The following is a 26992-nucleotide window of genomic DNA, read 5'->3' as shown; positions in this document are numbered from 1 at the left end:
AGTGTCATGCGTGAGTAATTCCTACGACGTGCAGCAGACGGCGGTGATTGGCGCCGGCACCATGGGGCGCGGCATCGTCATCAGCCTGGCCCAGGCCGGGCTGCCGGTACGCTGGCTGGACAACGACGCCAAGGCCACTGCGGCAGGGCTTGAGATGCTCGCGCAGCACTGGGCGCAGCAAGTCGCCAAGGGCCGCCTCGACCAGACCCAGGCCGACGCTTGCCTGGCGCGCGTACAGCCGGCGAGCGCCTATGCCGAACTGGCCGAGGTCGATCTGGTGATCGAAGCCGTCTACGAGAACCTTGCCCTCAAGCAGGAGATCTTCCGCACCCTGGACAGCACGCTGAACGCTGGGGCGATCCTGGCCAGCAACACTTCGGCGCTGGATATCGACGCAATCGCTGGGGTCACCGGACGCCCGGCGCAGGTGCTGGGGCTGCATTTCTTCAGCCCGGCCCATGTGATGAAACTGCTGGAGATCGTGCGCGGGCGCGACACTGCGCCCGCCGTGCTCGAGGCCGCCCAGGCGCTGGGCCGGCGCATGGGCAAGGAAGTGGTGGTGGCCGGCAATTGCCCTGGCTTCATCGGCAACCGCATGCTCGCCACGTACGTCGCCGAGGCGCGCAAGTTGCTGCTCGAAGGCGCCACCGCGCAGCAAGTGGATCAGGCCTTGCAAGCCTTTGGCTTTGCCATGGGGCCGTTTCGCATGTACGACGTGGTCGGCATCGACCTTGAGTGGCGTGCGCGGCAGTTGGCCGGGCAGGGCATGGAGGCAGCGCTGGTGCAGGTCGATAACGCCCTGTGCGCCCAGGGCCGTTTCGGGCAGAAAGTCGGCGTTGGCTATTATCGCTACGCGCCTGGCAGCCGTGAGGCCCAGCACGATCCTGAAGTCGATGCGATGGTGATCCAGATCGCCCAGGACCTGGGCGTGCGTCGCCGCGTCATCGATGCTGAAGAAATCCGCGAGCGCTGCCTGCTCGCGCTGGTCAACGAAGGGGCGAAGATCCTCGAGGAGGGCATCGCCGACTGCAGCGAGGATATCGACCGCGTGTACCGCTTTGGCTACGGTTTCCCGGCAGAGGTTGGCGGGCCGATGCGCTGGGCTGACACGCAGGGCCTCGGCGCACTCCTGGCGCGTCTTGAACGCCTGCAGGGTTTGTTCGGCGAGCATTGGCGGGCGGCTGGGCTATTGCTGCGTTTGGCCAGCGAAGGTAAGTCCTTGGCCGACGTTCGCGGAGGCCGTCCATGAGCTACCGAGCCCCTTTGCGTGACATGCAGTTCGTCCTGCATGAGGTATTCGACGCCAGCGCCCACTGTGCGCGCCTTGGCAACGGCCTGGACCGGGAAACCATCGACGGCATCCTCGACCAGGGTGCACGGTTTGCCGCCGAAGTGGTCGCGCCGCTCAACCGCGCGGGTGATGAACAAGGCTGTCGCCTGGAGCACGGCCAGGTAATCAGCCCTGATGGTTTTCGCGATGCCTATCGACAGTACGTGGCGCAAGGCTGGGGCGGCATGACCGGCCCGCTCGACTACGATGGCCAAGGTCTACCGCAGCTGGTGTCGGCGTGTTTCCACGAAATGCTGATGAGCGCCTCACTGTCGTTTCGCATCTATTCGGGCTTGACCGAGGGCGCGGTGCTGGCCTTGCACCGTCACGGCAGCGCTGCGCTCAAGGCCGATTACCTGGCGCCGCTGGTCAGCGGCGAGTGGGCCGGCACCATGTGCCTGACCGAGCCGCAAGCCGGTACCGACCTGGCCCTGCTGCGCACCCGCGCCGAAGCCCAGGGTGATGGCAGCTACCGTATCAGCGGCAGCAAGATTTTCATCAGCGGTGGCGACCAGGACCTCACCGACAACATCATCCACCTGGTGCTGGCGCGGCTTGCCGATGCACCGCCAGGGGTGCGCGGCATCAGCCTGTTCCTGGTACCGAAATTCGAACGCACCGCCGATGGCCACCTGGGCGCACGCAATGCGCTGAGCTGCGGCGCCCTGGAGCACAAGATGGGCATCAAGGGCGCCGCCACGTGCGTGATGAACTTCGACGGTGCCCGTGGCTGGTTGCTGGGCGAGGCCAACCAAGGGCTGGCGTGCATGTTCACGATGATGAACGATGCACGCTTTCAGGTCGGTCTGCAGGGCCTGGGCATTGCCGAGGCGGCGTTCCAGGGTGCGCTGGCCTACGCCCGTGAGCGTTTGCAATCGCGCAGCCTGGCCGGGGCGGTCGCACCGCAGCACAGCGCCGACCCGATCATCAGCCACCCCGACGTGCGGCGCATGCTGCTGACCCAGAAAACCCTCACCGAAGGCTGCCGCCTGCTTGCTGCCTATACCGGGCAGGCGCTGGACCTGGAGCATGGGGCCGCCGAGCCTGAAGTGCAGGCGGCTGCCGGGCGCCGTGCGGCGTTGTTGATTCCGATCGTCAAGGCGTTCCTCACCGATGTCGGGCAAGAGGTCGCCAGCCTCGGCGTGCAGGTGTACGGCGGGCATGGCTACATCCGCGAATGGGGCATGGAGCAGCTGATGCGCGACAGCCGCATTACCCAGCTGTATGAAGGCACCAACGGTATCCAGGCGCTGGACCTGATCCGCCGCAAGCTCCTGGCCGACAACGGCGAACAATTGCGCATGCTGATCGATGAGCAGCTCGAGGCCGCTCAGGGCTGTCGCGTCGAGGCCCTGGCGGGCATGACGGCGGCGGTGATCCAGCGCTTGCACGAGTGGCGCAGCCTCAGCGCCGAAGTGCTCGACGCTTGCCGCTGCGATCCCCAGGAGATCGGCGCGGTGTCGGTCGATTTTCTCGCCTATAGCGGCTACGTGCTGCTTGGCGGGCTGTGGTTGCGCGCTGCCGAGCGGGCCAGTGCGGCGATGGCCGCCGGCAGCGATGAGCAGGCGTTCTATCAGGCCAAGGTACAGGCAGCCGACTTCTACTGGCGGCGCATTCTGCCGCGCGCGGGCGCCCATTGCGACGCGCTGCGCGGCGGTGCCGACTGCCTGATGAACCTGGAACCTGCGCATTTCGCCTTTTGAGCTTCGCTGCGTCAATCACAAGAACAACAGGACTCGAACCATGCAGCCATTCAGTTTCGCCACAACGCCTCACCTGCTCTGCGAACCCGGTGCCGCCGGTCGTCTGGCAACACTGTGCCAGCAGCGCGGCGTGCGCCGCGTGCTGATCGTCACCGACCCTGGCATCGTCAATCTCGGCATGCTCGACGACTTGCTGCCGGGCTTCACCCACGCGCACTTGAGCGCAGCGGTGTTCAGCGAAGTTTCTGCCGACCCCAGCCATGCCTGCGTGCTGTCAGCGGTCAGCCGCGCCCGGCACATCGGCGCCGAGCTGATCGTCGGTTTCGGCGGCGGCAGTTCCATGGACGTCGCCAAGCTGGTCGCGCTGCTGGCGCACCCGCAGTGCGAGCAGACCCTCGAAGCGGTATACGGCATCGACCAGGCCAGGGGCCAGCGCTTGCCGTTGATTCAGGTGCCGACAACGGCGGGCACGGGTTCGGAGGTGACGCCGGTGGCGGTGATCACCACCGGCGAGGCGGCCAAGATGGCGGTGATTTCGCCGTTGCTGCTGCCCGACCTGGCGCTGCTCGATGCCGAACGCACGCTAGGGCTGCCGCCGGCAATCACTGCGGCCACCGGGATCGATGCCATGGTGCATGCGATCGAGGCCACCACCAGCAAATTCAAGCGCAACCCCCTGTCGAGCCTGTTGGCCCGCGAAGCCCTGGCGCTGCTGGCCGGCAACCTCGAGCAGGCGGTGCACAACGGCGGCAACCTCGAAGCGCGTCAGGCCATGCTGCTGGGGGCGTGCCTGGCCGGGCAGGCGTTCGCCAACGCGCCGGTCGCCGCCGTGCATGCCCTGGCCTATCCGCTGGGCGGGCGCTTCCACGTCCCGCATGGGTTGGCCAATGCCTTGATGCTGGCGCATGTGGCGCAGTTCAACCGTAGCGAGGCCTTCGCCGACTATGCCGCGCTGGCACCGGCGTTGCTGGGCCGGCGGCTGGTGCCGGGCGATGCCCACGACCTGTGCAGCCAGTTCATCGCCGAACTTGCGCAGCTACCAGTGCGCTGCGGCCTGCCGACCCGCTTGCGCGATGTTGGCGTACCGCGTCAGAGCCTGCAACTGCTGGCTGAAGAGGCCATGCAGCAACAGCGTCTGCTGGTCAACAACCCGCGCAAGGTCAGCTTCGCCGATGCCCTGGCCCTGTACCAGGCGGCGTTTTGAGCATGGCCAGGGAGCGCCCGCTGCGCGGCGCCTACCGTCACTTTCAGCCGATCACCACGCGCTGGCATGACAACGATCTGTATGGGCATGTGAACAACGTGGTCTATTACGGTTACTTCGACAGCGCCGTGAACACGTGGCTGATCGAGCAGGCCGGGCTGGATATCCACCACGACCCGGTGGTGGCGTATGTGGCAGGTTCGGCGTGCGATTACTTCGCCGCCGTGGCGTTCCCCCAGCGCTTGGAGGTGGGCATCGCCGTGACGCGCCTGGGCAACAGTTCGGTGCACTATGCCCTGGCCGTGTTCGCCGAGGATGAAGCGGCTGCTTGCGCCGCAGGACGCTTCAGCCATGTATTCGTCGATCGCAGCAGCAATCGCCCGGTCGCCATCCCCGCCAAGCTGCGTGACGCCTTGCATCAGCTGCTCAGGTGAACGGTCGTGCCGGTCCATAACGAACCGGCATGGCAGTGATCCGAAGACGCTATTTGTGGGCGCCGTCGTACCTCCCCGATACTTTCCTGCACACCAGTTCCGGCCGTCATCGCTGGGGCTGGCAGGCTCAAGCCGGTCTTTCACTCTCGATTAAAACAACAAGAGGTTCAGAGTGAGCGCAATCATTCTCACCTGTCGGCGCACTGCGCCGCTGGCGGTACTCTGCTGCCTGTTCGCCAAGCCTGCCGCCTGCGTGCAGTTCGATGTCGGGCCGCTGCAGGGGCGCTTCGATTCAGCACTGTCGTTGGGCACTGCCATCAGCACGGCCAATCCCGATCACAAGCTCGCGCGTGCTGCCAACAGCAATGACGGGCGCCGCAACTACCGCGCCGGGGATGTGTTTTCTGCCGTGTTCAAGGGCACCCACGACCTGGAGCTACGCCACGGCAACTTCGGTTTGTTCGTGCGCGGCAGCTATTGGTACGACACCGCTCAACGCGACCACAGCCAGCGCGCCGTAGCGATCGACGATCGCAACCGGCAGGTTTCGGCCAAGACCGCAGCGGTCGAGCTACTCGATGCCTTCGCCTATGCGCTGTATGACATCGATGGCGAACCGGGCTCGCTGCGGGTGGGCAACCAGGTGGTGAACTGGGGCGAGAGCCTGTTCATCCAGGGCGGCCTGAACGTGGTCAACCCGTTCAACCAGGCCGCGCTGCGCCGTCCGGGCGCCGAGGTCAAGGACGCGCTGGCGCCGGTCAACCTGCTGTACGTCACGCAGAACCTCACCCAGGCGGTTTCGCTGGATGCCTTCTACCAGCTGGACTGGGAGCAGACGCGCCTGGATAACTGCGCCACGTTCTTTTCCGGTAACGACTTCATGCCTGAAGGCTGCCGCGGCCTGGATGTGGGCGGGCAATCGCTCACCGATCCCGCCGTGGGCCGGATACTGGCGCCCTTCGACGTCACCCTGACCGAGGAGGGCGTGCGCGTGCCCCGTGGCGCCGACCAGGATGCCCGTGATGGTGGCCAATGGGGCGTGTCGTTGCACTGGTTCGTCGAGCCACTGGACACCGAGTTCGGGCTGTTCGCCGCCAACTATCACAGCCGCTCGCCGTACCTGGGGACGGTCAGCAGCCGTTACTTCTCCAACACCGGCTTTGCCAGGGGACTGTGCGCCAGTGCCGGCGTCGGCGCTTCGGCGTGCGCCGGGTTTCTCGCCTCCAGCGGCGGCCAGGCGCTGGCTGGCGCCCTGCGCATGGGCACCTCGCAGTACCGGGCTCAGTACCCGGAAGATATCCGCCTGTACGGCATGACGTTCGCCACCACGATGCGCAGCGGAACCGCCATTCAGGGCGAACTGAGCTACCGCCCGAACATGCCGGTTCAACTCAATGGCAACGATGTGCTGCAGTCGCTGCTCAACGCTCCCGGGCGCAGTCCCTTGAATGCCGATGGCCTGCGCCCAGCGACGGACAACACCCTGTTCGATGGTTACCGGCGCAAGGAAGTGACCCAGGCCCAGGTATCGGCCATGCAGGCCTTCGGCCAAGTGCTCGGTGCCAACCAGCTGCTGTTGCTGGGGGAGGTTGGGGCCACCTATGTGGGCGGCCTGGAGGGCCGCTTCGGGCCGCGCTATGGGCGCTCGGGTGCTTATGGCAATGGCGAGCTGGCCGATAACAGCCTGTGCCTGAGCATCTCCAAGAGCCCCGAGGACTGCAACGGCGAGGGCTTTGTCACGCCGTTCTCCTGGGGTTACCGCCTGCGCGCGACGTTGAGCTACCCAAGTTTGATCCAGGGTGTGGACATTCGTCCCAACCTGGCTTGGTCGCATGACGTCAAAGGGTACTCACCGGCCGATGGTTCGGCATTCAACGAAGGGTCGCGCTCGATCAGCATCGGTGTCGACCTGAGCCTGGCCAGCAAGTACTGGGCGAGCCTGGCCTACACGGATTTTCTCGACGGCGACTACGGCACGCGGGGCGATCGTGACTACATCGCGGTGAGCGTCGGCGCCAATTTCTAGAACAACCAGGAGCACATCATGCGTAAGCCCAACTGTCCCGCATCCTCTGCCCACCTGCCAGGCCTCGTACTGGCAGTGGCCGGCGCCCTGGCGCCGGGTTTGGTAGTCGGCGCCGTCCCCCAGGCGGCGGTGATGCAGGGGTTTCCGCCAGCCCCCGAGCTGCGGGTCACCCCGTTGAACGCGTTTCAGCCACCGTACCTGCGCTGGTCGATGCGCCACGCCCGCGAGGTATCGCCGACCCGGGGCATTGGCAGGGCGGCGGCGCCATTGGCGTTGCTCGATGGGCAACCCCGCGCGCTTGATCGTCTGACCGTGAAGGTGGCCGATCAGACCCTGAGCGTGGCCGATTACCTGGAGCAGACCAGTACCGACGGCCTGATCGTGCTGCACCGTGGGCAGGTGGTCTACGAGCGTTACTTCGATGGTTTTCAACCCGGCCAGCCGCACATCTGGGCCTCGATGACCAAGTCGGTGACTGGCCTGATTGCCGCGCAGTTGATCGCCGAAGGCGCCCTGGATCCGGCCAGCAAGCTGGCGCGCTATGTACCGGAACTGAGCGCCACGCCGTTTGGCGAGGCCAGCGTGCAAGCGAACCTGGACATGCAGGTGGCGGTGCAGTATCCGCCACAGATGCCACCAGACCTGGGGCTATTCGCAGCCACCGGGCTGATCCCGCGCGGCGAGGGCATGCCCGGCGATATCTACAGTTTCTTGCTGCATACCCAACCAGCGGGCGATCCGAGCGGACCGGCGCCGTTTTTCTATCAGAACGGCTCGGCCGAAGCGCTGGCCTGGGCGCTACGGCGCATCACCGGGCAGAACTGGGCCAGCTTGGTCGAGCAACGGTTGTGGTCGCGCTTCGCCGAGCACGATGCCTACGTGCAGGTCGATCCGCTGGGCACCGAGATGGCCAGCGGCGGCATCAGTTGCAACCTGCGCGACACGGCGCGCTTTGCCGAGCTGATACGCCGCGAGCTGTCGCGCCAGGTGCCAGGCGACAGCTTCAACCAGGCCGTGCACAGCACCTTCGAACCTGGCGATGCCACCGTGTTTGCCAGCGGTAATTTGGGGCCTGGCCGGCCAGGCTATGCCTACCGTAATTACTGGTACCAGAAAAACGATGGCGACGGCTCGATCGAAGCCAGCGGCCGCTTTGGCCAGAAGATCTACATTAACCCGCGGCGTGAAGTGGTGATCGTCAAGCTTTCGGCCAGCGCCGACCAGACGCGCCGGGCGACCCGAGCGGACGGTGAGGCGAAAACCACGGCGCGCATGATTGATTCGCCGGCAGCGTTCAATGGCGTGGTCAGTGCAGTGTTGGCGGCATTGCCAATTTGAGCGTGCCGGCGGCGGGCACCGTATTCGTAGTCAAGTCGATGCCCTCGAAAAGGTAAACTTCCCTTGCAAATGCGCAAGACGCGCAGGAACAGGGAGTTGCAATGAACAGCGTGACAGGACAGCAAGGGCCGGCGGATCTCAATGAACTGCGCAAGGAAGCGAGAAAGATCCAGCGCCAGGCGTCGACGACCTTGAAAAAGATGGAAGCGATCGAAGCGCAGTACCGACAGGATGTCGCTGCACTCAAGTATGAGCTGAGCAAGGAGGTCATTGCCGAGGCCAATGCGCCGATCAATCGGGCGACCAGTGCCTTCACCATCGTCCTGACCATCGTCGCCCTGTTTGGCGCGGCCTTGGCCTGGATCACCCTGAGTAATCTGCAGTCCACGCTCAAATCGATGATGGCGGATCGGATCGAGAGTTACTTGTCCTTGAGCGACGAAGGCTCGGTGGCCAGCCAGACACTGGATGCCTATCGCACCCGTGCGCTGCTCAACGCCTACATGATCCAGCTGGTGAAGGAGCGGTCGCAGAACCAACGCATGACGGTCATTAACTTCAAACCCGCTGATCGCAAGCGGCTGTTGGCCATCGTGGAGTCCAAGACGTCAACGCGCGAGGACTTCTTCGATGCGCTGCGCCTGTTGGCCGCCGCCGATGGCGAGTGGGGGCTGATCGGCGATGGCGAGGGCTTGGGCCGGGAACTGCTTTCTTCATTCAATGACCCTGACTTCGACGCCAACCGCAAGCTCGATATTCTTCAGGTTCTGCAACGCGACCGCAGCTTGATGGGGATCGAATTAGCGATCCTCGCTAACGAATCGGCGCCCGAGGAGTACCGCTATCAGTCGTATTTGAACCTCAAGGGTTACTCGAAGGAAAACAAGGCGGGCAAGGCGGCATTGGACTATGCAGTTGAGCTTCTGCGTACCCCGAGTGCTGGTTATAAAGTCAGCGATGCCTTGGAACACCTCTCCTACGTCGATCCCTCCAATGACAGCTTGGCGAGCTTCGACGCAAAGATATCCACCATGGCGCGCGAACAGCGGCTGGATTACCGCTTGGCGCGTGTCAAAGGATTGCTGCGGTTGCTGCCGCACCCTCAGGCGATGCCCCTGTTGGAGCACAAGGCCGACGATCTACCCGATCAGCGGCGAGTGCGCCAGCAGATTGCAACGCTGTTCTCGTTCCTGCTCGCGGACGGGCTCGCCATGGATGTCGACAATGGGTTTGCAGGGAGCGCTCGTCTGGGCGTGAGCTATGCCACGGTTGCAGGTGCAAGGCATTGGAGCCCGTTCCCGCTCTACAGCCTGTTGGAAGATCCGGCGCTCGTTCAAACGATTTTCGCCACGCAGGCGGTAGCGGGACTTGAGCCTTTCATTCGCTTCTTTACTACCTTCGACCGGAGCCAGGTAGTGACAGCGCCCAAGTTCAGCGTGCCAGCGGCGAATTTCGTTGAGCAGACCGTCGGTGGGCCTGAGACGGTGATTGGCCGCATCGAACGCACCGACGGCGACCACTTCCAGCTGATCTGGCGCGACGCGCTGGGTGATGAGCAAGCCAGCAAGCTCGAGAGCCTGGAGCACATCACGGTCCAGGTGCAGGTCGACAAAGATTACCTGTCCTACCGCGACGCATCCTTGAAGGATTGGATTTTCTGATCTCAACCCTCGAGCTTGCGAATCAAGCCACCGAACTGCTGCGCCGGCTCTACATAACGCAGGGCTGACTTCATGTCGCTCCAACCGACGTAATCCATGAGGGTCTTGATGTCCCAACCGGAGCTGGCGGCCCAGGTAGCAAAGCCGCGTCGGATGGAGTGGGCGCTGTAAAGATGCGCGGGTAGCCCGCAACGGGCCAAGGTGTCCCGCAGCAGCGGTATCAGGCTGTGGGCGGCCAGGGGCCGATCGCTGATATTGCCCCAGCGATCGATGCCTCTGAACACGCTGCCGCGCGTGAGGCCCGCCACTTCGATCCAGTTCAAATAGGCCTCGACCGGGCACAGTTTGCTCAATGATGGGGTGCGGTACTCGCGGCCGACGTTCTGCCGGTCGCCTTTGCTCGAACCGAGGTAGAAACGAATACCGACATAACGTTCGGCATGGGTGTTCTTCACCGTCAGCCGCGACAGCTCATCGCCGCGAAAGCCTCGCCAGAAGCCGATGGTCAGCAGGGCGATATCGCGGGTGGCCTTGAGTACGGCTGCCATGTTGCCTTCGCCGCGCGCTTGAGCGACTTCCAGTTCCAGATGCGCCACGGCTTTCTCGAGCTGCAGCAGCGGCAGCGGGGCGGCTTGCTTCTGCTGGACGGGGTGCACCGCGCGGATGCCCTTGAGCAACTGCCTGACCTTCGGCGCCTTGGTCGGGTCCGGAAAGCCGTTGCTTTGGTGCCAGTTGGCGAGCGCAGCCAGGCGCTGCTTCAAGGTGCTGAGCGCCAGTTGGTCAGCGTACTCGGCCAGGTAGCGCACCACCGATTCGGTGGTGGTCGGCAGGAACCCGCCCCAAGTGACCTCGAAGTGCGCGAGCGCGGCGGCGTAGCTTTTGGAGGTGTTCTGCCGAACGCTCGCCTCCAGGTACCGATCAGCTTTGTTGATGCGCTCGCTCACCGAAAATCCTCATTCGCCCTGTTGGTGGTCTGCCTACGCCGGTTGTACCGCGTACGCGCATTTTAAGAGCGAATTACCTTCTGGCAAGCCATAAACCTCGATTATGTCTTTCCAGAAACCGCGACAAAGAACTGAAACTTTCGTGATATCATTTCACGTAAATACATGCAACGTAACACAGTACGAAATCGTAGGAGTCAAGATGGCTAGAGGTGGTGTAAACCTGGCTTTGGTGCGCAAGGCGCAACAAGCGCTGCTCGCCAGGGGACAGAACCCGAGCATTGATGCAGTCCGTATCGAGTTAGGCAATACCGGCTCAAAGACGACTATTCAGCGTTATTTGAAGGAGATCGCTGATCATGATCCTCGGCCGATCGCTTCACCGTCGCGTTTGAGCGATGAGTTGACGGAGCTGGTTGGCAAGCTTTTGCAGCGTCTTATGGAGGAGGGGAACCAGGCTTTGCTGTCTGAACGCGAGGCCTTCAGCCGAGAGCGTGAAGCGCTTGCACATGAGCTTGGTACGCTTCACGAGCAGCTGGATGTGGCGGCGAAGGAACGCAGCAAGCTGGAGTCGGCGCTGCAAACCCAGGATGAAATCCTTAAAACTGCCCAGTCTACTTTGCAGAGCGAAATCACCCGCAACGCACGCATCAGTCAGAGCTGCAGCGACCTGGAAATTCGTGTGCAGGAAAAGGACGGTCAGATCCACTCTCTTGAGCAAAAGCACGCCCATGCCCGAGAAGCACTGGAGCACTACCGAGCCTCGGTCAAGGAGCAGCGCGAGCAAGACCTGAGCCGACATGAAGCGCAGCTGTACCAGATGCAGCAGGAAGTCACGATGCTGCAGCAGACGCTCATGGTTAAACAGGAAGAGATCACGCGGCTGATCAGGGACAACGAGCGCTTTCTCTCGGAAAACCGCCAGCAGGCCAAGGAGGTGTCGCATCAGCGCGAAGCGTTGCAACGCATGCAGGGCGACTTAGGTGTCGCGCATGCCGCGACGGCACGCGCCGAGGGCGCCAAGGAGTTGTTGGTGCAGCAGCTGCAAGCCAAGGCTGAAGAAGCTGCGACAGCCCGGACCGATGTCGCCGCCGCCATATCGCGTGAGCAACAACTGGCTGAAAAGCTCTTGGCTGCCGAGGCCGAGCTGAAGACACTGCGTGCCGCGACGGCGTAGTCCTTGACGCACGCTTTATGAAACTTGCCTGATACCCGTGCCGTGCATCGTGTTATTTGATAGCCTCCTAACATTTAGGAGGATTCCATGGGTAACGATTCACAAGCAAGACTTGCGGCACGCTATGGCGCGCCACAGATCGCGGCGCTCAAGCAGTGCAACGCCACCATCGACCAACTGCTCGAGCACCGCAGCGTTCGCGCATTTACCGACCAGCCGCTGGCTGACGGCACCCTCGAAACCTTGATCGCTGCCGCTCAGTCGGCCTCCACCTCATCCAATCTGCAGGTGTGGAGCGTGGTCGCGGTGCAGGACGACGAGCGCAAAGGGCGCCTGTCAGTGCTGGCAGGCAATCAGGCTTACATTCGCCAGGCGCCGCTGTTCCTGGTATGGCTGGCGGACCTGTCCAGAGCCTCGCGCCTGGGTGAGCAGCACGGCGTCGAGCTTGAAGCGTTGCCTTACCTTGAAAGCCTGTTGCTGGGCACCATCGACGCCGCGCTGGCGGCGCAGAATGCGGTGGTGGCTTTGGAGTCCATGGGGCTTGGCAGCGTCTATATCGGCGGTATTCGCAACGACATCGAGGGCGTTGCCAAGGAGCTGGATCTGCCAGCCCAGGTGTACCCCGTGTTTGGCCTGTGCGTTGGCCACCCCTCACCAGATCGACCCGCCCACGTCAAACCGCGCCTGCCGCAAGCGGCGGTGCTGCACCATGAAACCTATTCGGCCGCGGCCGAGCAGGACGTCATTGCCGAATACGATGAGCGCCTCGGTGCCTTCTATCACCGCGAAGGCATGAAAGCGGGCGGCTGGTCCGAGCAGGTGGTCAGCCGCCTGCGCGAAGTTTCCAGCCTGCACGGGCGCGAGGCATTGCTGGGCGAACTCAAGCGCATGGGCTTCGGGCTGCGCTGATCTTCGAAGCATTTGGCCCACGCCAGGGCGGTGTGGGACCATCTGCGCCTGGCAGGCGCCGTCGTGCCCGCCGCTCAACCAAAGGTCCATCCCACCATGCTTTTCGTTGTGCTCTTGGGCGGTAAACACGCCCAGGCGAAAATCGAAGTCCACGACATAGTCTTTGCCGTCGCCGATTCGCTGGAACAGGCCTATCCGCAGCTGCGTGAGCGCTGGTTCGGCACCGCCAAAGGCGTGCATATCGATGCCTGGATGGCCGTTGACGGCGTGGAGGGCTGGCGCCTGGCGTTCAGCCCATTGGCGCCGTGCGCTGATGCGCCCCGGCTGTATTTCATCAACCTGGGCGGCTATGACGCGCGCTGTTTCGGTGAGGCGCATCATTATGTGCTCGTGGTCGCGCGCAACAAACGAGAGGCCATGGCGAAGGGTAGACGCCAGGCGCTTGCGCACATGAAACAGACCCACCTCGACGCCGTGCTGGACGTCGATGATTGTCTACCGATCGATCATGTCGGCGGTCGCTATGTTCACTTGGTCGAAGGGCCGCATGACGGCATCACGCAGCGCAACGACTACATCGTTCTCTAATCTTCTTTAGGCTTGAAGGGGTTGCCCTTGGCTTGCAAGTACAGACTGCCCATCGCTTTGGAGGCGAAGTCGGTGATGTGGCCGATGTCTCGGTAGATCGGCAAGCCATCGATCAGCAGCTTGCACTGGCCACCGCTGCACTGCACGTCCTTGGGATCAATGATCAGCAAGTTGGGGTGTGCCAGCTTGGCATCCTTGAATAGCTGAACGAGCCAAGGGTTTTCTTCAGGTTGCGCGACGCTGGTCGCGCACTGCTGATCTTCGATCGTGCTCCGGAGCTTGATCGTGCGGTACAGGCAGTCATTGGCGCCTTCGGGCATGACGATGTTGCTTTTGAGCAGCACTGGTGTGGCGCCGGACTGTTCGACGATCTCAAGGCTCGAGAGCAGGGCGGCCTTCATCCGCTCGCGCGAGAGGGCTTGGGAACGTGGGTCGTCGATCGACAGCACCACAGCGCTGCTGTCGGCGTAAGTGTCCCAGGTCAGGCCGAGTATCACGTAGTCGTAATGGTTACGCGCTACCTGCTGGTGATAAGCGGTGGCAGCGTCGTGGCATTTCTTGTACAGCGCGTTCTTGTACTTCCACCAGTCGTACAGGTAGACATCTGGCAGCGCCAGGCAACCCGGGAAGCCCTGAGCGGTGACAGAGATGCCGGCGTCCTTGGCCAGGGTGTCGATCAAGCCCCAGAAGTGGTTGGAGTAGGAGTCGCCCATCAGCAAGGCACGCTTACTGGCGCCGGCTTGCCCCAGTACGCAACTAGAGTCCGAGCCATCGGTGGCCCCGCCCAGGCAAGGTTCGCGCTGGGGAATTTCGCTTGCCTTGAGCCGCGGCAGGATGTCCGACGGCGCACTGCCAAAACGCTGCATCCAGCCATCGGCGCGGTTGCCAGCCGAGTACAGCACCGAAAACGCGACGGCGGGTACGACCAACAGCAGCACCAGGGTTTTGCCAAACCCCAGCCGTAGCCGACGCAGCGGCTTTTCGATCAGGTAATACGAGGCAATTCCCAAGGCGAAAGAAGCGCCGAAGTAGCCGGCGACAACAGCCGGCGTCTTTTCGATACCCAGGTAGGTGATGATGGCGATGACTGGCCAATGCCAGAGGTAGAGCGAGTAGGAAATGGTCCCGATGAACACCAGCGGTGACCATGCCAGCACTTTGGAGGTGATGCCTTGTTGGCCAACCTGGCCCGAGACCAGCAGCGCTGTCGCCAGGCAGATCGCGATGGCGGGCAGGCCAGGGTAGGCGGTGGTGGGTATGGATCGGGTGGCTGCATAGATCAGCACAGCCAGGGCAGCCAAGCCCAGCGCAGAGGCGCCAGCGCGGCTCAGACGCTGCCGGTCGTTGGCGAACACCGCGGCGCACGAGCCGATCAACAGCTCGAAAATGCGCCCGAGGAACGCGTAGTAGCTTTTATCCGGAATCATCTTGGCCACACCCAGGGCGACGACTATCGAGCTGAGGGTCAGTAGCACCACGGCCATTTTCAAGCGGTGCGCCGCCAGGTAGCGCGTCAGTGCCATCAACCCGAGCGGCAGCACGATGTACCACTGCCATTCGATCGCCAACGACCAGGTGTGCAGCAAGGGCAGGGTGGCTGCTTCGGCGGTGGCATAACCATCGGTAGCCTTGGAGAAGAACTGGTTGGACAGCAGCAGGCTGGTGTACTTCTCGCTTTTTAGAAAATCGATGAAGTCCTTGGGCAGGTACAAGAGACTGGCGACACCGAGGGTGGCTACCAGCAACGCCAGGATCGCGGGTTGCAGCCGCCACAAGCGCCTGACGTAGAACTGCTTGAGGCTGAAGTCGCAGCGGCTCACGGCACTCAGGATGATCGAAGTGGTGAGGTATCCAGAGATGACGAAGAAAATATCGACACCGATGAACCCGGAAGGAAACAGCGCCAAGCCGCCGTGGAAAATCAACACCAGCAGCACAGCCACGGCCCGCAGTCCGTCAATATCGGCGCGGTAGCCCCTCGGCTGCATCGCCGACATGACCGTGTGGGTGTCGGTGTGGGCAGTACCCGGCGCTTCGCGGGGCTTTGCAGGAGCGTTGAATATCAGGTTTTGATCGGTTGACACGGTGCCACATCCTATCGCGTTGAGGGCTCTTGACGCGGCAGCGCGCGCGAACAAAAGGCCGCGAGTTTAGCAAAGCTGTGGTCGCAACGCTGACAGGATGTTCGATGAGTCGTGCGGGCCGGTTGATCGCGTTGCTTGCAGGGCAACAGGGCCAACCGGCGCCCCTGATGGCTTGACCTGCCGCGCGCACGCGCCGGGCATTCACGACCGAGCGACGCGGGCAGGTCCTGGCGGCTAATCAGTCGGGCAAGTGATCAGAACCCTTCCAGCACGATCTTGCCTTTGGCCTTGCCACCCTCGATAACGGCATGAGCGCGCTTGAGGTTGTCGGCAGTGATGCTGCCGTAATGCTCGCCAACGGTGGTTTTGATCACCCCTTCATCGACCAACGCAGACACCCTTTCCAACAACTGGTGCTGCTTGATCATGTCCTCGGTCTGGTACAACGAGCGGGTGAACATGAGCTCCCAGTGCACCGAGAGCGATTTGCGCTTGAACGGCACGATGTCCAGGTGCGCCGGGTCATCGATCAGGGCCAGCTTGCCTTGCGGGCGCAGCACGTCGACGATTTGCGCAAGGTAGGCGTCGGTGTGGGTCAGGCTGATGACGTAGTCCACCGGATTGAGCTTGAGTTGCTCCAGCTGCAGCGCGATCGAAGCTGAATGGTCGATGACATGATGCGCCCCCAGCTCGGCGACCCAGGCTTGGGTTTCGGGGCGCGAAGCGGTGCCGATCACCGTGAGATGAGTGAGCTTGCGTGCCAGTTGCAGCAGAATCGAGCCAACGCCGCCGCCGGCGCCGATGATCAATAAGCGCTGACCATCGCCGCCATTTTCCTGCACCCCGAGACGGTCGAACAGCAGCTCCCAGGCGGTGATCGAGGTCAGGGGAAGGGCAGCGGCACTGGCGTCATCCAGCGTGCGCGGCTTGTGGCCCACGATGCGCTCGTCGACCAGGTGAAATTCGCTGTAGGTGCCTGGCCGGTCAATCGCACCCGCGTAGAACACTTCATCGCCTGGTTGAAACAGCGACACCTGGGCGCCGACCTCGCGCACGATGCCTACTGCATCCCAACCCAGTACTTGCGGGCCATCGCCGCTACGGCTGGCTCTGATCTTGGTATCGACCGGGTTCACTGCGATGGCTTTGACCTCAACCAGCAGATCCCGGGCGCCAGGCGCTGGCTTGGGGAGGTCGTGCTCGAACAGGGACTGGGCATCCTGGATAGGCAGGCCTGGCGTGTTGTAGACGATGGCTTTCATTCGGTTATTACCTGTGGAATGAGACGTTGTGCAGAGATTACCTGCGGCGAGGTTCATGAAAAACTAGGTAATTGGGGTAAGACTTTCTGCATTTCTGTGAAAATGGGACCGCTGCCGCCCTGGTTGAACAAGCCGACAGCCCGCTGCAGTGTGCTGAAGCGTGTTGCTCCGGAGGGTTTCAACCGACGGGAATCGGGTTATCGACCAGCGACAGGTTGAACTGGTGAATCAGTTGGTGCTCGTTCGCGCCTTGGTTGGCACGCAGTGGCAAAGCGCGATCAACCAGCACTTCGGTGGTGGCCGACTCGAGCTTGGCCAGGGTCTCCTCGATGAAGGCATCCAACGGCATGGCCCGTTCGTCACCACTCTTGTGCACCAGGTCGGTGTCGACCCAAGGCGGCGCGATTTCCAGCACCTTGACAGGGGTGTCGCGCAGACTGAAACGCTGCGACAACGAATAAGAATGGATGGCGGCTTTGCTCGCGGAATACAGCGCCGTGGCTGCCAGCGGCAGGTAGGCCAGTACCGAACTGTTGTTGATGATGTACGCCTGCGGCTGTTTCTTGAGGTGTTCGACGAATGCAGCACTCACCCGCACAGGCCCAAGCAGGTTGGTCTGCAACAGGCTTACCGCTTGTTCGTCGTCATAGTCGCCAGAAGCCGGATTGTCGAACGGCATGACCCCGGCATTGTTGATGATCACGTTCAAGGCAGGGTAGCGGCGGATCACTTCCTGAGCGACTGTCTTGATTTGCTGCGGGTCGTTGATGTCCAGGCGTACGGTATCGATACCCGGATTGGCCTGTGCGATCTCGTCCAGCAGCGCCTGGCGGCGCCCTGCAACGATCACCTGGTTGCCCCGTCGATGAAAGGCTTCTGCAAGCGCGCGGCCAATGCCTGAAGTGCCGCCGGTGATGAAGAGGGTGTTTGCGCTGAGTTTCATGATCGGTTTCCTGTGCTGGGGTCAGTTGGCGTGGTAACGCGGGGCCAGACGATTGCTGGACAGCTGGCTAGAGAGCGCTTGGCGGCTGGTTTCGTAGCGTTCGAACGGCTGCAGATCATGCATCGAGGGGATTGAGATCAGCACCCGGTCATCGAAGTCTTGCAGCGCGCCGTCGACCAGATCCTGGGCTGACATCACGATGCCCGGGTCAAGGTGTTCGACCGGCAATCCACCTTTCTCCCAGAAGTCGGTTGCGGTGGCCCCAGGCAGCACCGCCTGCACCTGAATGCCCGTGTCCGCCAGCTCCTTGTGCAGCGATTGGGAAAAAGCGGTGACATAGGCTTTGCTGCCACCGTAAACACCGTTGAGCAACTCAGGAGCCAGGCTTACGATCGAGGAAATGTTGATCACCGCGCCGCGCTGGCGGGCCACGAATCCTGGAATGGCTGCATAAGTAAGGCGGGTGAGGGCGGTGATGTTGAGCGTGATCATCTCGGCCATGCGCTCGATATCGCTTTGCAGGAGGCTGGTATGGGTGCCTACACCTGCGTTGTTCACCAGCACGCTGATACTGGCGTCTTCCCGCAACTTGCGCTCGACCTTGGCCAGGTCAGCCGCATCGGCCAGATCGGCCGCCACGACCTCCACGTTCTGCCGGGTTTGCGTGGTCAGGCGGCTGGCCAAGCTGTTGAGCCGCTCACGGTTGCGAGCTACCAGCACCAGGTCGTAACCCCGGTGAGCCAACCGTTCTGCGTAGATGGCGCCGATGCCGGTTGAAGCGCCGGTAATGAGTGCAGTGCCTTTAGGAAGCTGGGTCATGGTGATGCTCCGTTGTGGTGTGCAGCCATGATGCAGAACATCGCTTTTGACGCAAACGACGCATATGCTACGTATTTAGGACATTCACCCTTGGAGCTTCCCCATGCACCGCGTTGGCTATCTGATTACTGAAGGCTTCCAGATCATGTCGCTGGCGACCCAGGCTGTGTTCGAGTTCGCCAACATCGTGGCCGGCGAAGCGGTGTACAAGATCCAGAACTTTTCCATTGCTGGCGGCACGGTGCGCTCGTCGCTAGGGATGTACATGGACACATTGCCACTGGGCGCGCCAGGCCTGGCAGACACGTGGATGATCACCGGCACCTTGACGCCGCTGACGCCACCCAGTGAGCAGGTGCTTGCCAGCGTGCGCGGGTTCGTCGACGGCGCCAGGCGCACTGCGGGCTTGTGTACCGGCTGCTTCATTCTCGCCCAAGCGGGCGTGCTGGATGATCGCCGCGCTACAACGCATTGGGCCTACGCGAAGAAATTGCGCGAGTTGCATCCAAGGATCGCAGTCGAAGAAGACCGGATATTCATCGTCGACGGGCAAATCTGGACTTCAGCGGGCATGACGGCCGCCTTGGACATGGCGTTGGGCATGGTGGAAAAGGACTTGGGCAGCGACATGGCCAGGTCGGTGGCACGAAAACTGGTGATGCATCAGCGCCGCTCTGGTGGCCAGTCGCAACATTCCGAGTTGCTGACGCTGTCGCCCAAATCTGATCGTATCCAGCATGCCTTGGATTATGCGCGTCAGCATCTGGCGCATCCGCTTAGCGTCGAGGAACTGGCGCATGCGGTGCACCTGAGTCCACGGCAATTCACGCGTGTGTTTACTGCCGAGACAGGACAGTCACCGGCCAAGGCTGTGGAGCGCCTGCGTTTGGAAGCGGCACGGGTGATGATCGAGCAGAGCCGCCATAGCCTGGATGTGGTGGCCAAGGAGACAGGTTTCAGGGATCGGCGGCATCTGCGTGAGGTATTTGTGCGCGGGTTTGGCGTGCCGCCGCAAGCAGTGCGCAGGGATGCTCGGCGGTTGGGGGTGGAGTGACGTGTGCCATTAGCGGTAGATCAAACAACGACGGGTAGGTAACGCAAAACGTGATTCAACGAGGGGCGATGTCGGATGTTCATAGCCATTCGCAGGCCCAACACAGCTGGCTTTGCCGCACTTGAAAGACACGGCTTGAATCGCCCCTGGGTTCCTAGACACTCTCCAAGCTTAGAAAATACGTTTCACCCAGCTTCTTTCGCTAATCGACGTACTTACCAGCGTTTTCACGCAGCCTGGGTCGTTAGCAGCCGTTCACAATCGGCTGCTATCGATCCAGAACGGACTGTCATCTGTTCAGGTCAGAGCACGTTGAACCCATGGGTGCCATCGCGCTCGAGTTGGGCGATCAGGCCAAATTCCCAGTCCAGATACCCCTGCATCGCCTCGCGGGGATTGTCCGTACCCTCGTACGGGCGCCGGTAGCGGTCGCTGCGGGGTACGGCAAGGTGTGTTTCGCCGGTTTCCAGCGGTTGCCCGGCAGCGATCCAGCGTGCCGTACCGCCTTCGAGCAAGTACACCGGGGTGCGCGTCAGGGCCTGCAGGTCGCGGGCAGCGAAGCGGGCCAGCAGGCTGCTGCCGCAAGTCAGCACGAAACGGCTGGCCTGGGGAAGATGTTCCAGTGCTTGCGCCAGTTGTGCGCGGATTGCCCAGTGGGCGCCTGGGATATGGCGCTTGACGTAGTTGGCGCTGGTGGTGAAGTCCAGAAGCACCGTGCCTTCTTGCTGGAGCCAACTGGACAGTTGCTTGACACTGATCTCATCAGCCGAGGGCAATGCGGGCAATGGCGGCTGCCATTCACCCGTACTGTTGAAGTCCGCCTGGGACAAACCATCGAGCACGGCTACTTGCCAACCCATCTGTGCCAGCCACGAGGCGCTCATGTTGGCGCGTACACCGTCGTCATCCACCAGCACGATGCGCGCCCCGCGCACGCTTGCCACATGGTCGGTTTCCTGCACCAGCTGACCACCCGGTACCGAGCGGCTACCAGGGAGGTGCCCGGCGCTGTATTCCTCGGGCGTGCGCACATCGAACAGGTAGGTGGTGCGGCTGGCTTCGGCCTGCCATTGCGCCAGCCCGGCGCGGTCCAGTCGCAGGACCCCGACACGGTCGGCCACTGCTCGGGCCTGGTGCCCGGCATTGGCACGGGTGGCGGCGCTCACGTCGGTGAAGTGTCGCTGCTGACCGTGGGCCAGTTGCTGGCCGGCCAGGGTCCAGCCGATAGTGCCATTGCGCAGGGCCGCTACCGGATTGGGAATGCCTGCGTTGACCAGTGACTGGGTACCGATGATGCTGCGAGTACGCCCGGCGCAATTGACGATCACCTGGGTGCTTGGGTCCGGCGCCAGTTCGGCCACGCGCAGCACCAGTTCGGCACCGGGCACGCTGATGCCGCCTGGGATGCTCATCGTCTGGTATTCGTCGAAACGGCGGGCATCCAGCACCACCACGTCGGCCTTTTCATCCAGCAGCGCTTGCACTTGCTCGGCGGTCAGCGACGGCGTGTGGCGCACGCTCTCCACCAGTTCGCCGAAGGCCTTGCTTGGCACGTTGACGTCGCGGAACAGCTCGCCACCGGCAGCGCGCCAGCCAGCGAGGCCGCCTTCGAGAACGGCCACGTCGCTGTAGCCCAGCGCCAGCAGGCGCTGTGCGGCCACGGCGGCGAGGCCTTCGCCGTTGTCGTAGACGGTGATGGCGGTGTCTGCCCGCGGCACCCGGGCGAGCACCTCCAGCTCCAGTTTCGACAGGGGAATGTTGGCGGCGAAGAGTGGGTGGTCCTGGGCGAACGGGTCTTCTTCGCGCACGTCGATCAGGGCCAGTTCCTCCCGGGCCAGCAGGGCGTGGCGGATGTCGCGGTAGTGGCGGGTGGTGACGGTGCTCATCGGGCAAGGTTCTCTTTGGACAGGTCCCAGATGTTGGGCAGATGGGTGTTGGAATAGCCGGAAATGAACGGTTTCTCGCTGCCGTCCACGCCGTATACAGCGCGCTCGACCGCGCCGATGTTGCCGCCATAGACATGGATGCTGATCGATACCTGGTCGGCGAAGGCATTGCTGACTTGATGAATGTCGCCGATACGCGGCGACACCGCTTCCACCTGGCCGGGCCCCAGGCGGACCGACGGCCCGTGCGGCGACAGTGCACCCTTGGCGTCGCGCAGGAAGCCTTGTGCAAGCTCGGCGCCGCGCAGCATGCCGATCAGGCCCCAGACCCGGTGGTCATGGATCGGCGTCTGCTGGCCCGGCCCCCAAACAAAGCTCACCACGGAAAAGCGCTGGCGCGAGTCGCAATGCAACAGATACTGCTGATAGCGCTGCGGATCGGGCTGGGCGAGGTCGTCGGGCAGCCAGTCGTCGTGGGCAACCAGCTCGGCCAGCAGTTGCTGGCCGCGGTCGAGCAGGGTGGCTTCGTCAGGCTGCTGGTCGAGCACCGCGGCAAGGCGGTCGATAAAATGGCGCAAGCGCTCCGGGCGCAGGTTCTGGGTCATGGATCAGGCTCGGCTTTCGGGTTTGAGTTAACCCTAGCAAACCTCTTTTCTATTCTCAAAATGCAAAATTATAATAAGCTAATATGCAAATAATGCATTTACAGCCAGAGCGGTCCGTTATGAAATTGGCATCACCCAAAGGCATGAGGTTATGCCTAATGTGCATTTCACAGACCGGAAAATAAGATTTAGATTATAAAAAATACTTAATTAATGCCTCACGGCTATAAAAGACCCGGACGAGACCGCACGCGCGGATCGCCTCATCTACCCCAGGCGGGTAATTGGAGACGAACGTGCGTTACATCAAACACCTGGCCGCCACGCTGCTGGCCACTACCTTGAGCCTTGCCGCCGCTGCCCAGACCCTGGTGGTCGGGGACCAGAGCTACAACGCCCGCGCGGTGATGGAAGCGGCTGGCGTGCTTGACGACCTGCCTTACACCCTGGAATGGAAGCAGTTCACCGCCGGCTCGCCGGTGGCCGAGGCGCTCAATGTCGGCAGCCTTGACATTGGTTTGCTCGGCGATGCGCCACCGCTGTTCCTCGGTGCCCTGGGCGCCCCGATCAAGGTAATCGCGGTCAGTCGGCAGAACCTCGAGGGCGTGGCCATCCTGGCGCGCAAAGATTCGTCGATCCACAGCCTGCAGGACCTGCGTGGCAAGCGTGCGGCAATCTGGAAGGGCTCGTGGAGCCAGCAACTGCTGTTCAGCGCCCTGGACAAGGCTGGCGTGCCCCGCGATGCCCTGGAGCTGCGCTACCTCAGCGCCCTGGATGCCTCCCACGCTCTGGATGGCGGCTCGGTGGACGTGATCGCAACCTGGGAGCCTTACGTCACCCAGCAGGAGCGCCAGGGCGCCCGTGTGCTGGCCACCGCCGAAGGTGTGATCCCGGCGCAAAGCTTCGTGGTGGCCAACAGCAAGTCCGTGGAGCAGAAGCGCGCGCAGATCGCCGACTTCCTGCAGCGCCTGAAGAAGGCCCGTGACTGGACCTTGAGCGATGCAGCCAACACCGAGGCCTACGCCGATGCATGGGCACAGCGCACCCGTGCCGACCGTGATATCGCCCGCGCCTGGTTCGCCCGTGCACGCACCGACCTGGCGCCGCTGAACCCGCAGGTGATGGTCGATGCGCAGAAGACCGTGGACTTCTTCGCCGGGCTTGGCCTGATCAAGGCCTATCCGGCGCAGAACCTGTTCGACACCTCGTTTGGCGCGGCCTTCCAGGCGCCCGTTGCCAGCAGCCATTGAAAGGATTGCCCATGAGCAAACGACAGATCAAACTCGGCGCCCTGACCATGGGCTGCGGCGGCCCCGGTCGGCACAACCTGTGGCTCGATTCCGAGCTGCCGGCCGACGCCAGCGTCAACATCGACTGGTACATCGACATCGCCCGCCAAGCCGAGGCGGCGCTGTTCGACCTGATGTTCATCGTCGACAGCCAGTTCATCACGCCTGGCTCGCCGTCGCACTACCTCAACCGCCTGGAACCGCTGACCCTGCTATCTGCGCTGGCGGTCAGCACGCGTCATCTGGGCCTGGTCGGTACCCTGACCACCTCCTACAATGCGCCGTTCAACGTTGCCCGCCGCCTGGCCTCGCTGGACCTGATCAGCAAAGGCCGCGCCGGCTGGAACGTGGTCACCAGCGGCGATGCCGGCACTGCCGGCAACTACGGGCTGGACGAGCACTACGACTACGACACCCGCTATGCCCGGGCCCAGGAACATGTGCAGGTGGTGCAGGGCCTGTGGCATTCGTACGAGGACGATGCCTTCCCGCGCGACCGCGCCAGTCGCCGCTTCCTCGACCCGGCCAAGCTGCACGCCCTCGACCACAAGGGCGAGCACTTTTCGGTGGTCGGGCCGCTGAACATCCAGCGCTCTCCCCAGGGCCAGCCGGTGATCTTCCAGGCGGGCGATTCCGAACAGGGCCGCGACCTCGGGGCCGCCACCGCCGATGTGGTGTTCACCCATGCCGCCAGCCTTGAGCAGGGCCAAGCGTTCTACCGCGACATCAAGGCCCGCGCCGTGCGCCTGGGGCGCGATCCGGAGCAATTGCTGGTGTTGCCAGGGGCGGAAATCTACGTGGGCGACAGCGACGAGCATGCCCGCGAGATCGAACGGCGCTACCACCAGCTCGATCATAGCTTCGAACTGGCGCTGAAGGAGTTCGGGCGCAATTTCGGCTGGCATGATTTCAGCCAGTACGACCTCGATGCGCCGTTCCCCCAAGAGAGTCTGGAGTTCGCCCGCAGCAGTTTCTTCACCAACGCCAAGCGCATCGCCGACCAGGCCCGGGACAAGGGTTTCAGCCTGCGCCAGGCCGTCGAGTTCGGCCGCCAGTTGCGCCCGGGAGCCTTCGTCGGGTCTGCTCAAACCGTGGCGGCGAAGATGGCCGAGTGGTTCGAGGCGCGGGCGCTGGACGGGTTCAATATCTACATCGGCCACCCCGGGCAGTTCCGCCGGTTTACCGAAGAGGTGGTGCCGTTGCTGCAGGAACGAGGGGTTTACCGCACGGCCTATGAGGGCAGCACCCTGCGCGAGAGTCTGGGGTTGCCGATTCCGCGTTTCAGCCGCTAGATCGCCGGGGCCGCCTGGCGGCCCCGACACCATCAGAAGTTGTAGGTCACCCGCCCGAAGTAATACCCCCCGGTGAACCCATAAGGCGAATACGCCCCGTACCCCTTGACCATGGTCTTGCTGCTCGGCGCCTGGCGCTCGGGGTAGACATCGAACAGGTTGCGTGCCCCGATCGCCACTTCCAGGTCCTTGGTCAGCTGATAGCCCACGTCCAGGTCGGTGATCCAGCGTGCCTTGTACTCGCGGTCCAGCGAGCGGTCATTGGCCGCGTTCACCTCGCGCCACGAGCCGTAGCGGGTCAGCCCCAGGTTGACCCGGTAGCTGTCCAGGCGCCAGTTGCCCCCGAGAATCAGCTTGGTGTGCGGCTGCACATCGGTGAGGAAGTTGCGCGCCTGACGGTTCATCAACTCGTAGGAGGTGCCGAGGATGTTCACGCTTTCCTTGTAGTCGAGGATCTCGGTGTCGTTCCAGTTGAACGCCGCGGTCCACTTCACGCTGCCGGCGCCGCCCAGGTCCTGGTCGTAGCTGCTCACCAAGTCCAGGCCCTTGGTGCGGGTGTTGGCGCCGTTGGTGAAGTACTGGCCGCCCGACGTCGAGTCGATGCCGTTGGCCAGCAGGGTCTGGGTCACTTCCGGTCCGAGCAGCGTGCCGGTCAGGGTGACGCGGTCGCGAACGTTGATCAGGTAGGCGTCGGCGGTGAAGGCCAGGCGCTCGCTGGGCTGCCAGGCCATCCCGAGGCTGTAGTTGGTGGACTTTTCCGGCTTCAGCGCTTCGGCGCCCAAGGCCTTGGCGGCCGCCGAGTCCACCGGCAGCACACCATAGTTGATCGACTGGTACACCCCATCGACCACCCCGTAGGTGGTGGAGCGGGCGCTGAACAGGCTGTTGGCCAGCGACGGGGCGCGGAAGCCGTTGCTCACCGTGGCCCGCAGTGCAAGTTCCGGTGTCAGCTCGTAGCGCGTGGTCAGCTTGCCGCTGCGGGTGGCGCCGATGCCGCGGTCGTAGTGCTCGTAGCGCAGGGCCGCGCCCCAATACCACTGCGGCAGCAGGTTGAAGCCCACGTCCAGGTAGCCGGCGTAGCTGTTGCGGCTGGCGCTGCTGGCTTCGGCCGGGGAGATACCGTTGGTGACCTGGGCGCCGGAGGCCGCGCAGTTGCCCGGCGCCGCGCAGTAGCCGCCATCGGCCCAGCTGGCCCAATCGCCAGCTTGCACCTGGTAGGTGTCGCGGCGCTGCTCCAGGCCCCAGGAGAAGTCCAGCGGCTTGGCCAGGCCCACCTCGAAGCTGCGGCGCAGATCAAGATTGCTGGTCAGTTGCGAGCTGACCCAGGTGCCGGACTCGAAATGGTCGGGCGTGGCTTCGCCCAGCGAAGGGTTCTGGTTGTTCCAGGTGCCTTGCTCGGCCTGGTTGCGCCCGTAGGTGCTGGACAGGTCCCAGTCCCATTCGCCGACAAAGCCCTTGGCGCCGACGGCCGCCTGGTAGTCGTATTCCTCGATGTACCAGGTGGGTGTGTAGCCGGACGGGCGCCCGTTCGGCCCGGTGGTGATGGTGTTGACGATGGTCGGCAGTCGGAAGTTCTGGCCCTGTTCGGCCTTGCGGTACGACCATGTGCTGAACGAGTACAGGGTCAGGCCGTCCTGCAGGGGCAGCTCGGCGTTGTAGCCCAGGGTCAGCAGGTTGATCTTCGGCGTGCCGTAGCCGCCATAGGTGACCTTGCCGGCGCGGTCGAGGGCTTCGGCCTGGCTGTAGCCGTTGGCACTGGCCTTGTTGTCGTCGTTCTGGCTGCGGGCGTCGAGTGCCAGTTGGAGAATGCCTTCGTGGCTGATTTCAAAGCCCTTGTTCAGGCTTTGCTGCACGGTCTGTTTCTTGCCATCGTAGCCCTGGCCCGCAGTGCTCACGGCGGTGCCGCTGGTGTCGGCCTTGAGGATCACGTTGATCACCCCGGCGATGGCGTCGGAGCCATACTGGGCCGCGGCGCCGTCACGCAGCACCTCGACGTGGTCGATGGCACTGATGGGGATCAGGTCGAGGTCGCTGGGCGCGGCGCCGGCGTTGATGCCGCTGATGTTCAGGGTGGCGCTGGTGTGGCGGCGCTTGCCGTTCACCAGCACCAGCACCTGGGCGGCGTTGAGGCCACGCAGGCTCGGTGCACGGGCCATGCCGCTGGCGTCCCAGCCGGTTTTCTCCGGCAGGGTCAGCGACGGCACGCTGGCGCTGAGCGCCTCCATCAGGCCGGGCTTGCCGGTTTCCTGCAATTGTTTGGCACTGATTACGTCGATGGGTACCGGGCTGCTGGTGACGGTACGTTTCTCACTGCCACGGTTGCCGGTGACGATCACCGTGCCAAGGGCCTGGGCGGCGGGTTCTTCGGCCAGGCCGGGGGCGGTGTGCAGGCCGGCGGCCAGGGCCACGCTGAGAAAGGGGGCAGTATTGAAAGCTTGCTTCAT

General features: G+C 63.2%; 21 protein-coding genes. 13 read left to right on the top strand and 8 right to left on the bottom strand.

Annotated features, from left to right (window positions below; all coding sequences use genetic code 11):
• Positions 1-10: 10 nt before the first annotated feature.
• The 7 genes from FS665_RS20425 (at position 11) to FS665_RS20395 (ending at position 9696) form a co-directional block, all read left to right on the top strand.
• The gene (locus FS665_RS20425; RefSeq protein WP_145192708.1) at positions 11-1249 is read left to right on the top strand and encodes a 3-hydroxyacyl-CoA dehydrogenase; all 1239 of its coding nucleotides are present in this window, start codon (positions 11-13) and stop codon (positions 1247-1249) included.
• Positions 1246-3033: an acyl-CoA dehydrogenase C-terminal domain-containing protein gene (locus FS665_RS20420; protein ID WP_145192706.1), complete on the top strand. Its 1788-nt coding sequence runs from the start codon at positions 1246-1248 to the stop codon at positions 3031-3033. Before FS665_RS20425 ends, FS665_RS20420 begins: the two co-directional genes overlap by 4 nt.
• 40 nt (positions 3034-3073) lie before the next feature.
• Positions 3074-4237 (top strand): iron-containing alcohol dehydrogenase, encoded by a 1164-nt coding sequence (locus tag FS665_RS20415; protein ID WP_145192704.1) that lies wholly within the window; start codon positions 3074-3076, stop codon positions 4235-4237.
• A gap of 2 nt (positions 4238-4239) precedes the next feature.
• Positions 4240-4671: a thioesterase family protein gene (locus tag FS665_RS20410; RefSeq protein WP_145192702.1), complete on the top strand. Its 432-nt coding sequence runs from the start codon at positions 4240-4242 to the stop codon at positions 4669-4671.
• Positions 4672-4843: 172 nt separating this feature from the next.
• Positions 4844-6697 carry a DUF1302 domain-containing protein gene (locus FS665_RS20405; protein WP_145192700.1) on the top strand — a complete coding sequence of 618 codons (1854 nt, stop codon included), beginning with the start codon at positions 4844-4846 and terminating at the stop codon, positions 6695-6697.
• 18 nt (positions 6698-6715) lie between these two features.
• Positions 6716-8035 carry a serine hydrolase gene (locus FS665_RS20400; RefSeq protein ID WP_145192698.1) on the top strand — a complete coding sequence of 440 codons (1320 nt, stop codon included), beginning with the start codon at positions 6716-6718 and terminating at the stop codon, positions 8033-8035.
• Between the two features lie 101 nt (positions 8036-8136).
• Entirely contained in the window at positions 8137-9696 is a 1560-nt protein-coding gene (locus FS665_RS20395; RefSeq protein WP_145192696.1) for a hypothetical protein, read from the top strand.
• A 2-nt stretch (positions 9697-9698) separates the two neighbouring features.
• On the opposite strand, the gene FS665_RS20390 is transcribed toward FS665_RS20395, so the two are convergent.
• Positions 9699-10640 (bottom strand): tyrosine-type recombinase/integrase, encoded by a 942-nt coding sequence (locus FS665_RS20390; protein WP_145192694.1) that lies wholly within the window; start codon positions 10638-10640, stop codon positions 9699-9701.
• A 202-nt stretch (positions 10641-10842) separates the two neighbouring features.
• Here FS665_RS20390 and FS665_RS20385 point away from each other — a divergent pair, with 202 nt between their 5' ends.
• The 3 genes from FS665_RS20385 to FS665_RS20375 all read left to right on the top strand — a co-directional run bounded on the left by FS665_RS20385 (position 10843) and on the right by FS665_RS20375 (position 13314).
• Complete coding sequence (locus FS665_RS20385) at positions 10843-11817, top strand: DNA-binding protein (RefSeq protein ID WP_145192692.1); 975 nt, start codon at positions 10843-10845, stop codon at positions 11815-11817.
• A gap of 87 nt (positions 11818-11904) precedes the next feature.
• Positions 11905-12726 carry an oxygen-insensitive NADPH nitroreductase gene (gene nfsA, locus FS665_RS20380; RefSeq protein WP_145192690.1) on the top strand — a complete coding sequence of 274 codons (822 nt, stop codon included), beginning with the start codon at positions 11905-11907 and terminating at the stop codon, positions 12724-12726.
• Positions 12727-12822: 96 nt separating this feature from the next.
• Entirely contained in the window at positions 12823-13314 is a 492-nt protein-coding gene (locus tag FS665_RS20375) for a DUF1543 domain-containing protein (protein WP_145192688.1), read from the top strand.
• On the opposite strand, the gene FS665_RS20370 is transcribed toward FS665_RS20375, so the two are convergent.
• The 4 genes from FS665_RS20370 to FS665_RS20355 all read right to left on the bottom strand — a co-directional run bounded on the left by FS665_RS20370 (position 13311) and on the right by FS665_RS20355 (position 18422).
• A complete protein-coding gene (locus FS665_RS20370; RefSeq protein WP_145192686.1) occupies positions 13311-15398 on the bottom strand; it encodes an acyltransferase family protein in 2088 nt (695 codons plus the stop codon). The two genes, FS665_RS20375 and FS665_RS20370, sit on opposite strands and share 4 nt — an antisense overlap.
• 254 nt (positions 15399-15652) lie before the next feature.
• Positions 15653-16660, bottom strand: coding sequence for a zinc-binding alcohol dehydrogenase family protein (locus tag FS665_RS20365; protein WP_145192684.1), 1008 nt, complete (start codon positions 16658-16660; stop codon positions 15653-15655).
• Between the two features lie 178 nt (positions 16661-16838).
• The gene (locus FS665_RS20360; RefSeq protein WP_145192682.1) at positions 16839-17603 is read right to left on the bottom strand and encodes an SDR family oxidoreductase; all 765 of its coding nucleotides are present in this window, start codon (positions 17601-17603) and stop codon (positions 16839-16841) included.
• Between the two features lie 21 nt (positions 17604-17624).
• Positions 17625-18422, bottom strand: a complete 798-nt coding sequence (locus FS665_RS20355; protein WP_145192680.1) for an SDR family oxidoreductase — start codon at positions 18420-18422, stop codon at positions 17625-17627.
• 103 nt (positions 18423-18525) lie between these two features.
• Between FS665_RS20355 and FS665_RS20350 the strand changes: the two genes are divergently transcribed.
• On the top strand, positions 18526-19476 hold the full coding sequence (locus tag FS665_RS20350; RefSeq protein WP_145192678.1) for a GlxA family transcriptional regulator: 951 nt from the start codon (positions 18526-18528) through the stop codon (positions 19474-19476).
• 302 nt (positions 19477-19778) lie between these two features.
• Here the strand turns inward: FS665_RS20350 and FS665_RS20345 are convergent, their stop codons facing one another.
• Both FS665_RS20345 and FS665_RS20340 read right to left on the bottom strand, forming a co-directional pair.
• Positions 19779-21362 (bottom strand): rhodanese-related sulfurtransferase, encoded by a 1584-nt coding sequence (locus FS665_RS20345; protein WP_145192676.1) that lies wholly within the window; start codon positions 21360-21362, stop codon positions 19779-19781.
• Positions 21359-21967, bottom strand: a complete 609-nt coding sequence (locus FS665_RS20340) for a cysteine dioxygenase (protein ID WP_145192674.1) — start codon at positions 21965-21967, stop codon at positions 21359-21361. The genes FS665_RS20345 and FS665_RS20340 overlap by 4 nt, the downstream gene beginning before the upstream one ends.
• A 296-nt stretch (positions 21968-22263) precedes the next feature.
• On the opposite strand from FS665_RS20340, the gene FS665_RS20335 reads away from it, so the two are divergent.
• Positions 22264-23217: an ABC transporter substrate-binding protein gene (locus FS665_RS20335; RefSeq protein WP_145192673.1), complete on the top strand. Its 954-nt coding sequence runs from the start codon at positions 22264-22266 to the stop codon at positions 23215-23217.
• An 11-nt stretch (positions 23218-23228) separates the two neighbouring features.
• Positions 23229-24548 carry an LLM class flavin-dependent oxidoreductase gene (locus tag FS665_RS20330; RefSeq protein WP_145192671.1) on the top strand — a complete coding sequence of 440 codons (1320 nt, stop codon included), beginning with the start codon at positions 23229-23231 and terminating at the stop codon, positions 24546-24548.
• 32 nt (positions 24549-24580) lie between these two features.
• Here FS665_RS20330 and FS665_RS20325 read toward each other — a convergent pair whose 3' ends face one another.
• Positions 24581-26992: a TonB-dependent siderophore receptor gene (locus FS665_RS20325; protein ID WP_145192669.1), complete on the bottom strand. Its 2412-nt coding sequence runs from the start codon at positions 26990-26992 to the stop codon at positions 24581-24583.

It is taken from the genome of Pseudomonas sp. URMO17WK12:I11 (assembly GCF_007677725.1).
In the GTDB taxonomy this organism is placed as follows: Bacteria; Pseudomonadota; Gammaproteobacteria; order Pseudomonadales; family Pseudomonadaceae; genus Aquipseudomonas.
Note: the sequence above shows the minus strand (reverse complement) of the source record. Positions and strands in the feature narration are given on the sequence as shown.

Excerpts from the sequence above, each read along its gene's own strand:
- FS665_RS20420 (WP_145192706.1), top strand. The coding sequence starts at position 1,246 with ATGAGCTACCGAGCCCCTTTGCGTGACATGCAGTTCGTCCTGCATGAG.
- FS665_RS20415 (WP_145192704.1), top strand. The coding sequence starts at position 3,074 with ATGCAGCCATTCAGTTTCGCCACAACGCCTCACCTGCTCTGCGAACCC.
- FS665_RS20410 (WP_145192702.1), top strand. The coding sequence starts at position 4,240 with ATGGCCAGGGAGCGCCCGCTGCGCGGCGCCTACCGTCACTTTCAGCCG.
- FS665_RS20400 (WP_145192698.1), top strand. The coding sequence starts at position 6,716 with ATGCGTAAGCCCAACTGTCCCGCATCCTCTGCCCACCTGCCAGGCCTC.
- FS665_RS20395 (WP_145192696.1), top strand. The coding sequence starts at position 8,137 with ATGAACAGCGTGACAGGACAGCAAGGGCCGGCGGATCTCAATGAACTG.
- FS665_RS20385 (WP_145192692.1), top strand. The coding sequence starts at position 10,843 with ATGGCTAGAGGTGGTGTAAACCTGGCTTTGGTGCGCAAGGCGCAACAA.
- nfsA (WP_145192690.1), top strand. The coding sequence starts at position 11,905 with ATGGGTAACGATTCACAAGCAAGACTTGCGGCACGCTATGGCGCGCCA.
- FS665_RS20375 (WP_145192688.1), top strand. The coding sequence starts at position 12,823 with ATGCTTTTCGTTGTGCTCTTGGGCGGTAAACACGCCCAGGCGAAAATC.
- FS665_RS20365 (WP_145192684.1), bottom strand. The coding sequence starts at position 16,660 with ATGAAAGCCATCGTCTACAACACGCCAGGCCTGCCTATCCAGGATGCC.
- FS665_RS20360 (WP_145192682.1), bottom strand. The coding sequence starts at position 17,603 with ATGAAACTCAGCGCAAACACCCTCTTCATCACCGGCGGCACTTCAGGC.
- FS665_RS20355 (WP_145192680.1), bottom strand. The coding sequence starts at position 18,422 with ATGACCCAGCTTCCTAAAGGCACTGCACTCATTACCGGCGCTTCAACC.
- FS665_RS20350 (WP_145192678.1), top strand. The coding sequence starts at position 18,526 with ATGCACCGCGTTGGCTATCTGATTACTGAAGGCTTCCAGATCATGTCG.
- FS665_RS20345 (WP_145192676.1), bottom strand. The coding sequence starts at position 21,362 with ATGAGCACCGTCACCACCCGCCACTACCGCGACATCCGCCACGCCCTG.
- FS665_RS20340 (WP_145192674.1), bottom strand. The coding sequence starts at position 21,967 with ATGACCCAGAACCTGCGCCCGGAGCGCTTGCGCCATTTTATCGACCGC.
- FS665_RS20330 (WP_145192671.1), top strand. The coding sequence starts at position 23,229 with ATGAGCAAACGACAGATCAAACTCGGCGCCCTGACCATGGGCTGCGGC.
- FS665_RS20325 (WP_145192669.1), bottom strand. The coding sequence starts at position 26,992 with ATGAAGCAAGCTTTCAATACTGCCCCCTTTCTCAGCGTGGCCCTGGCC.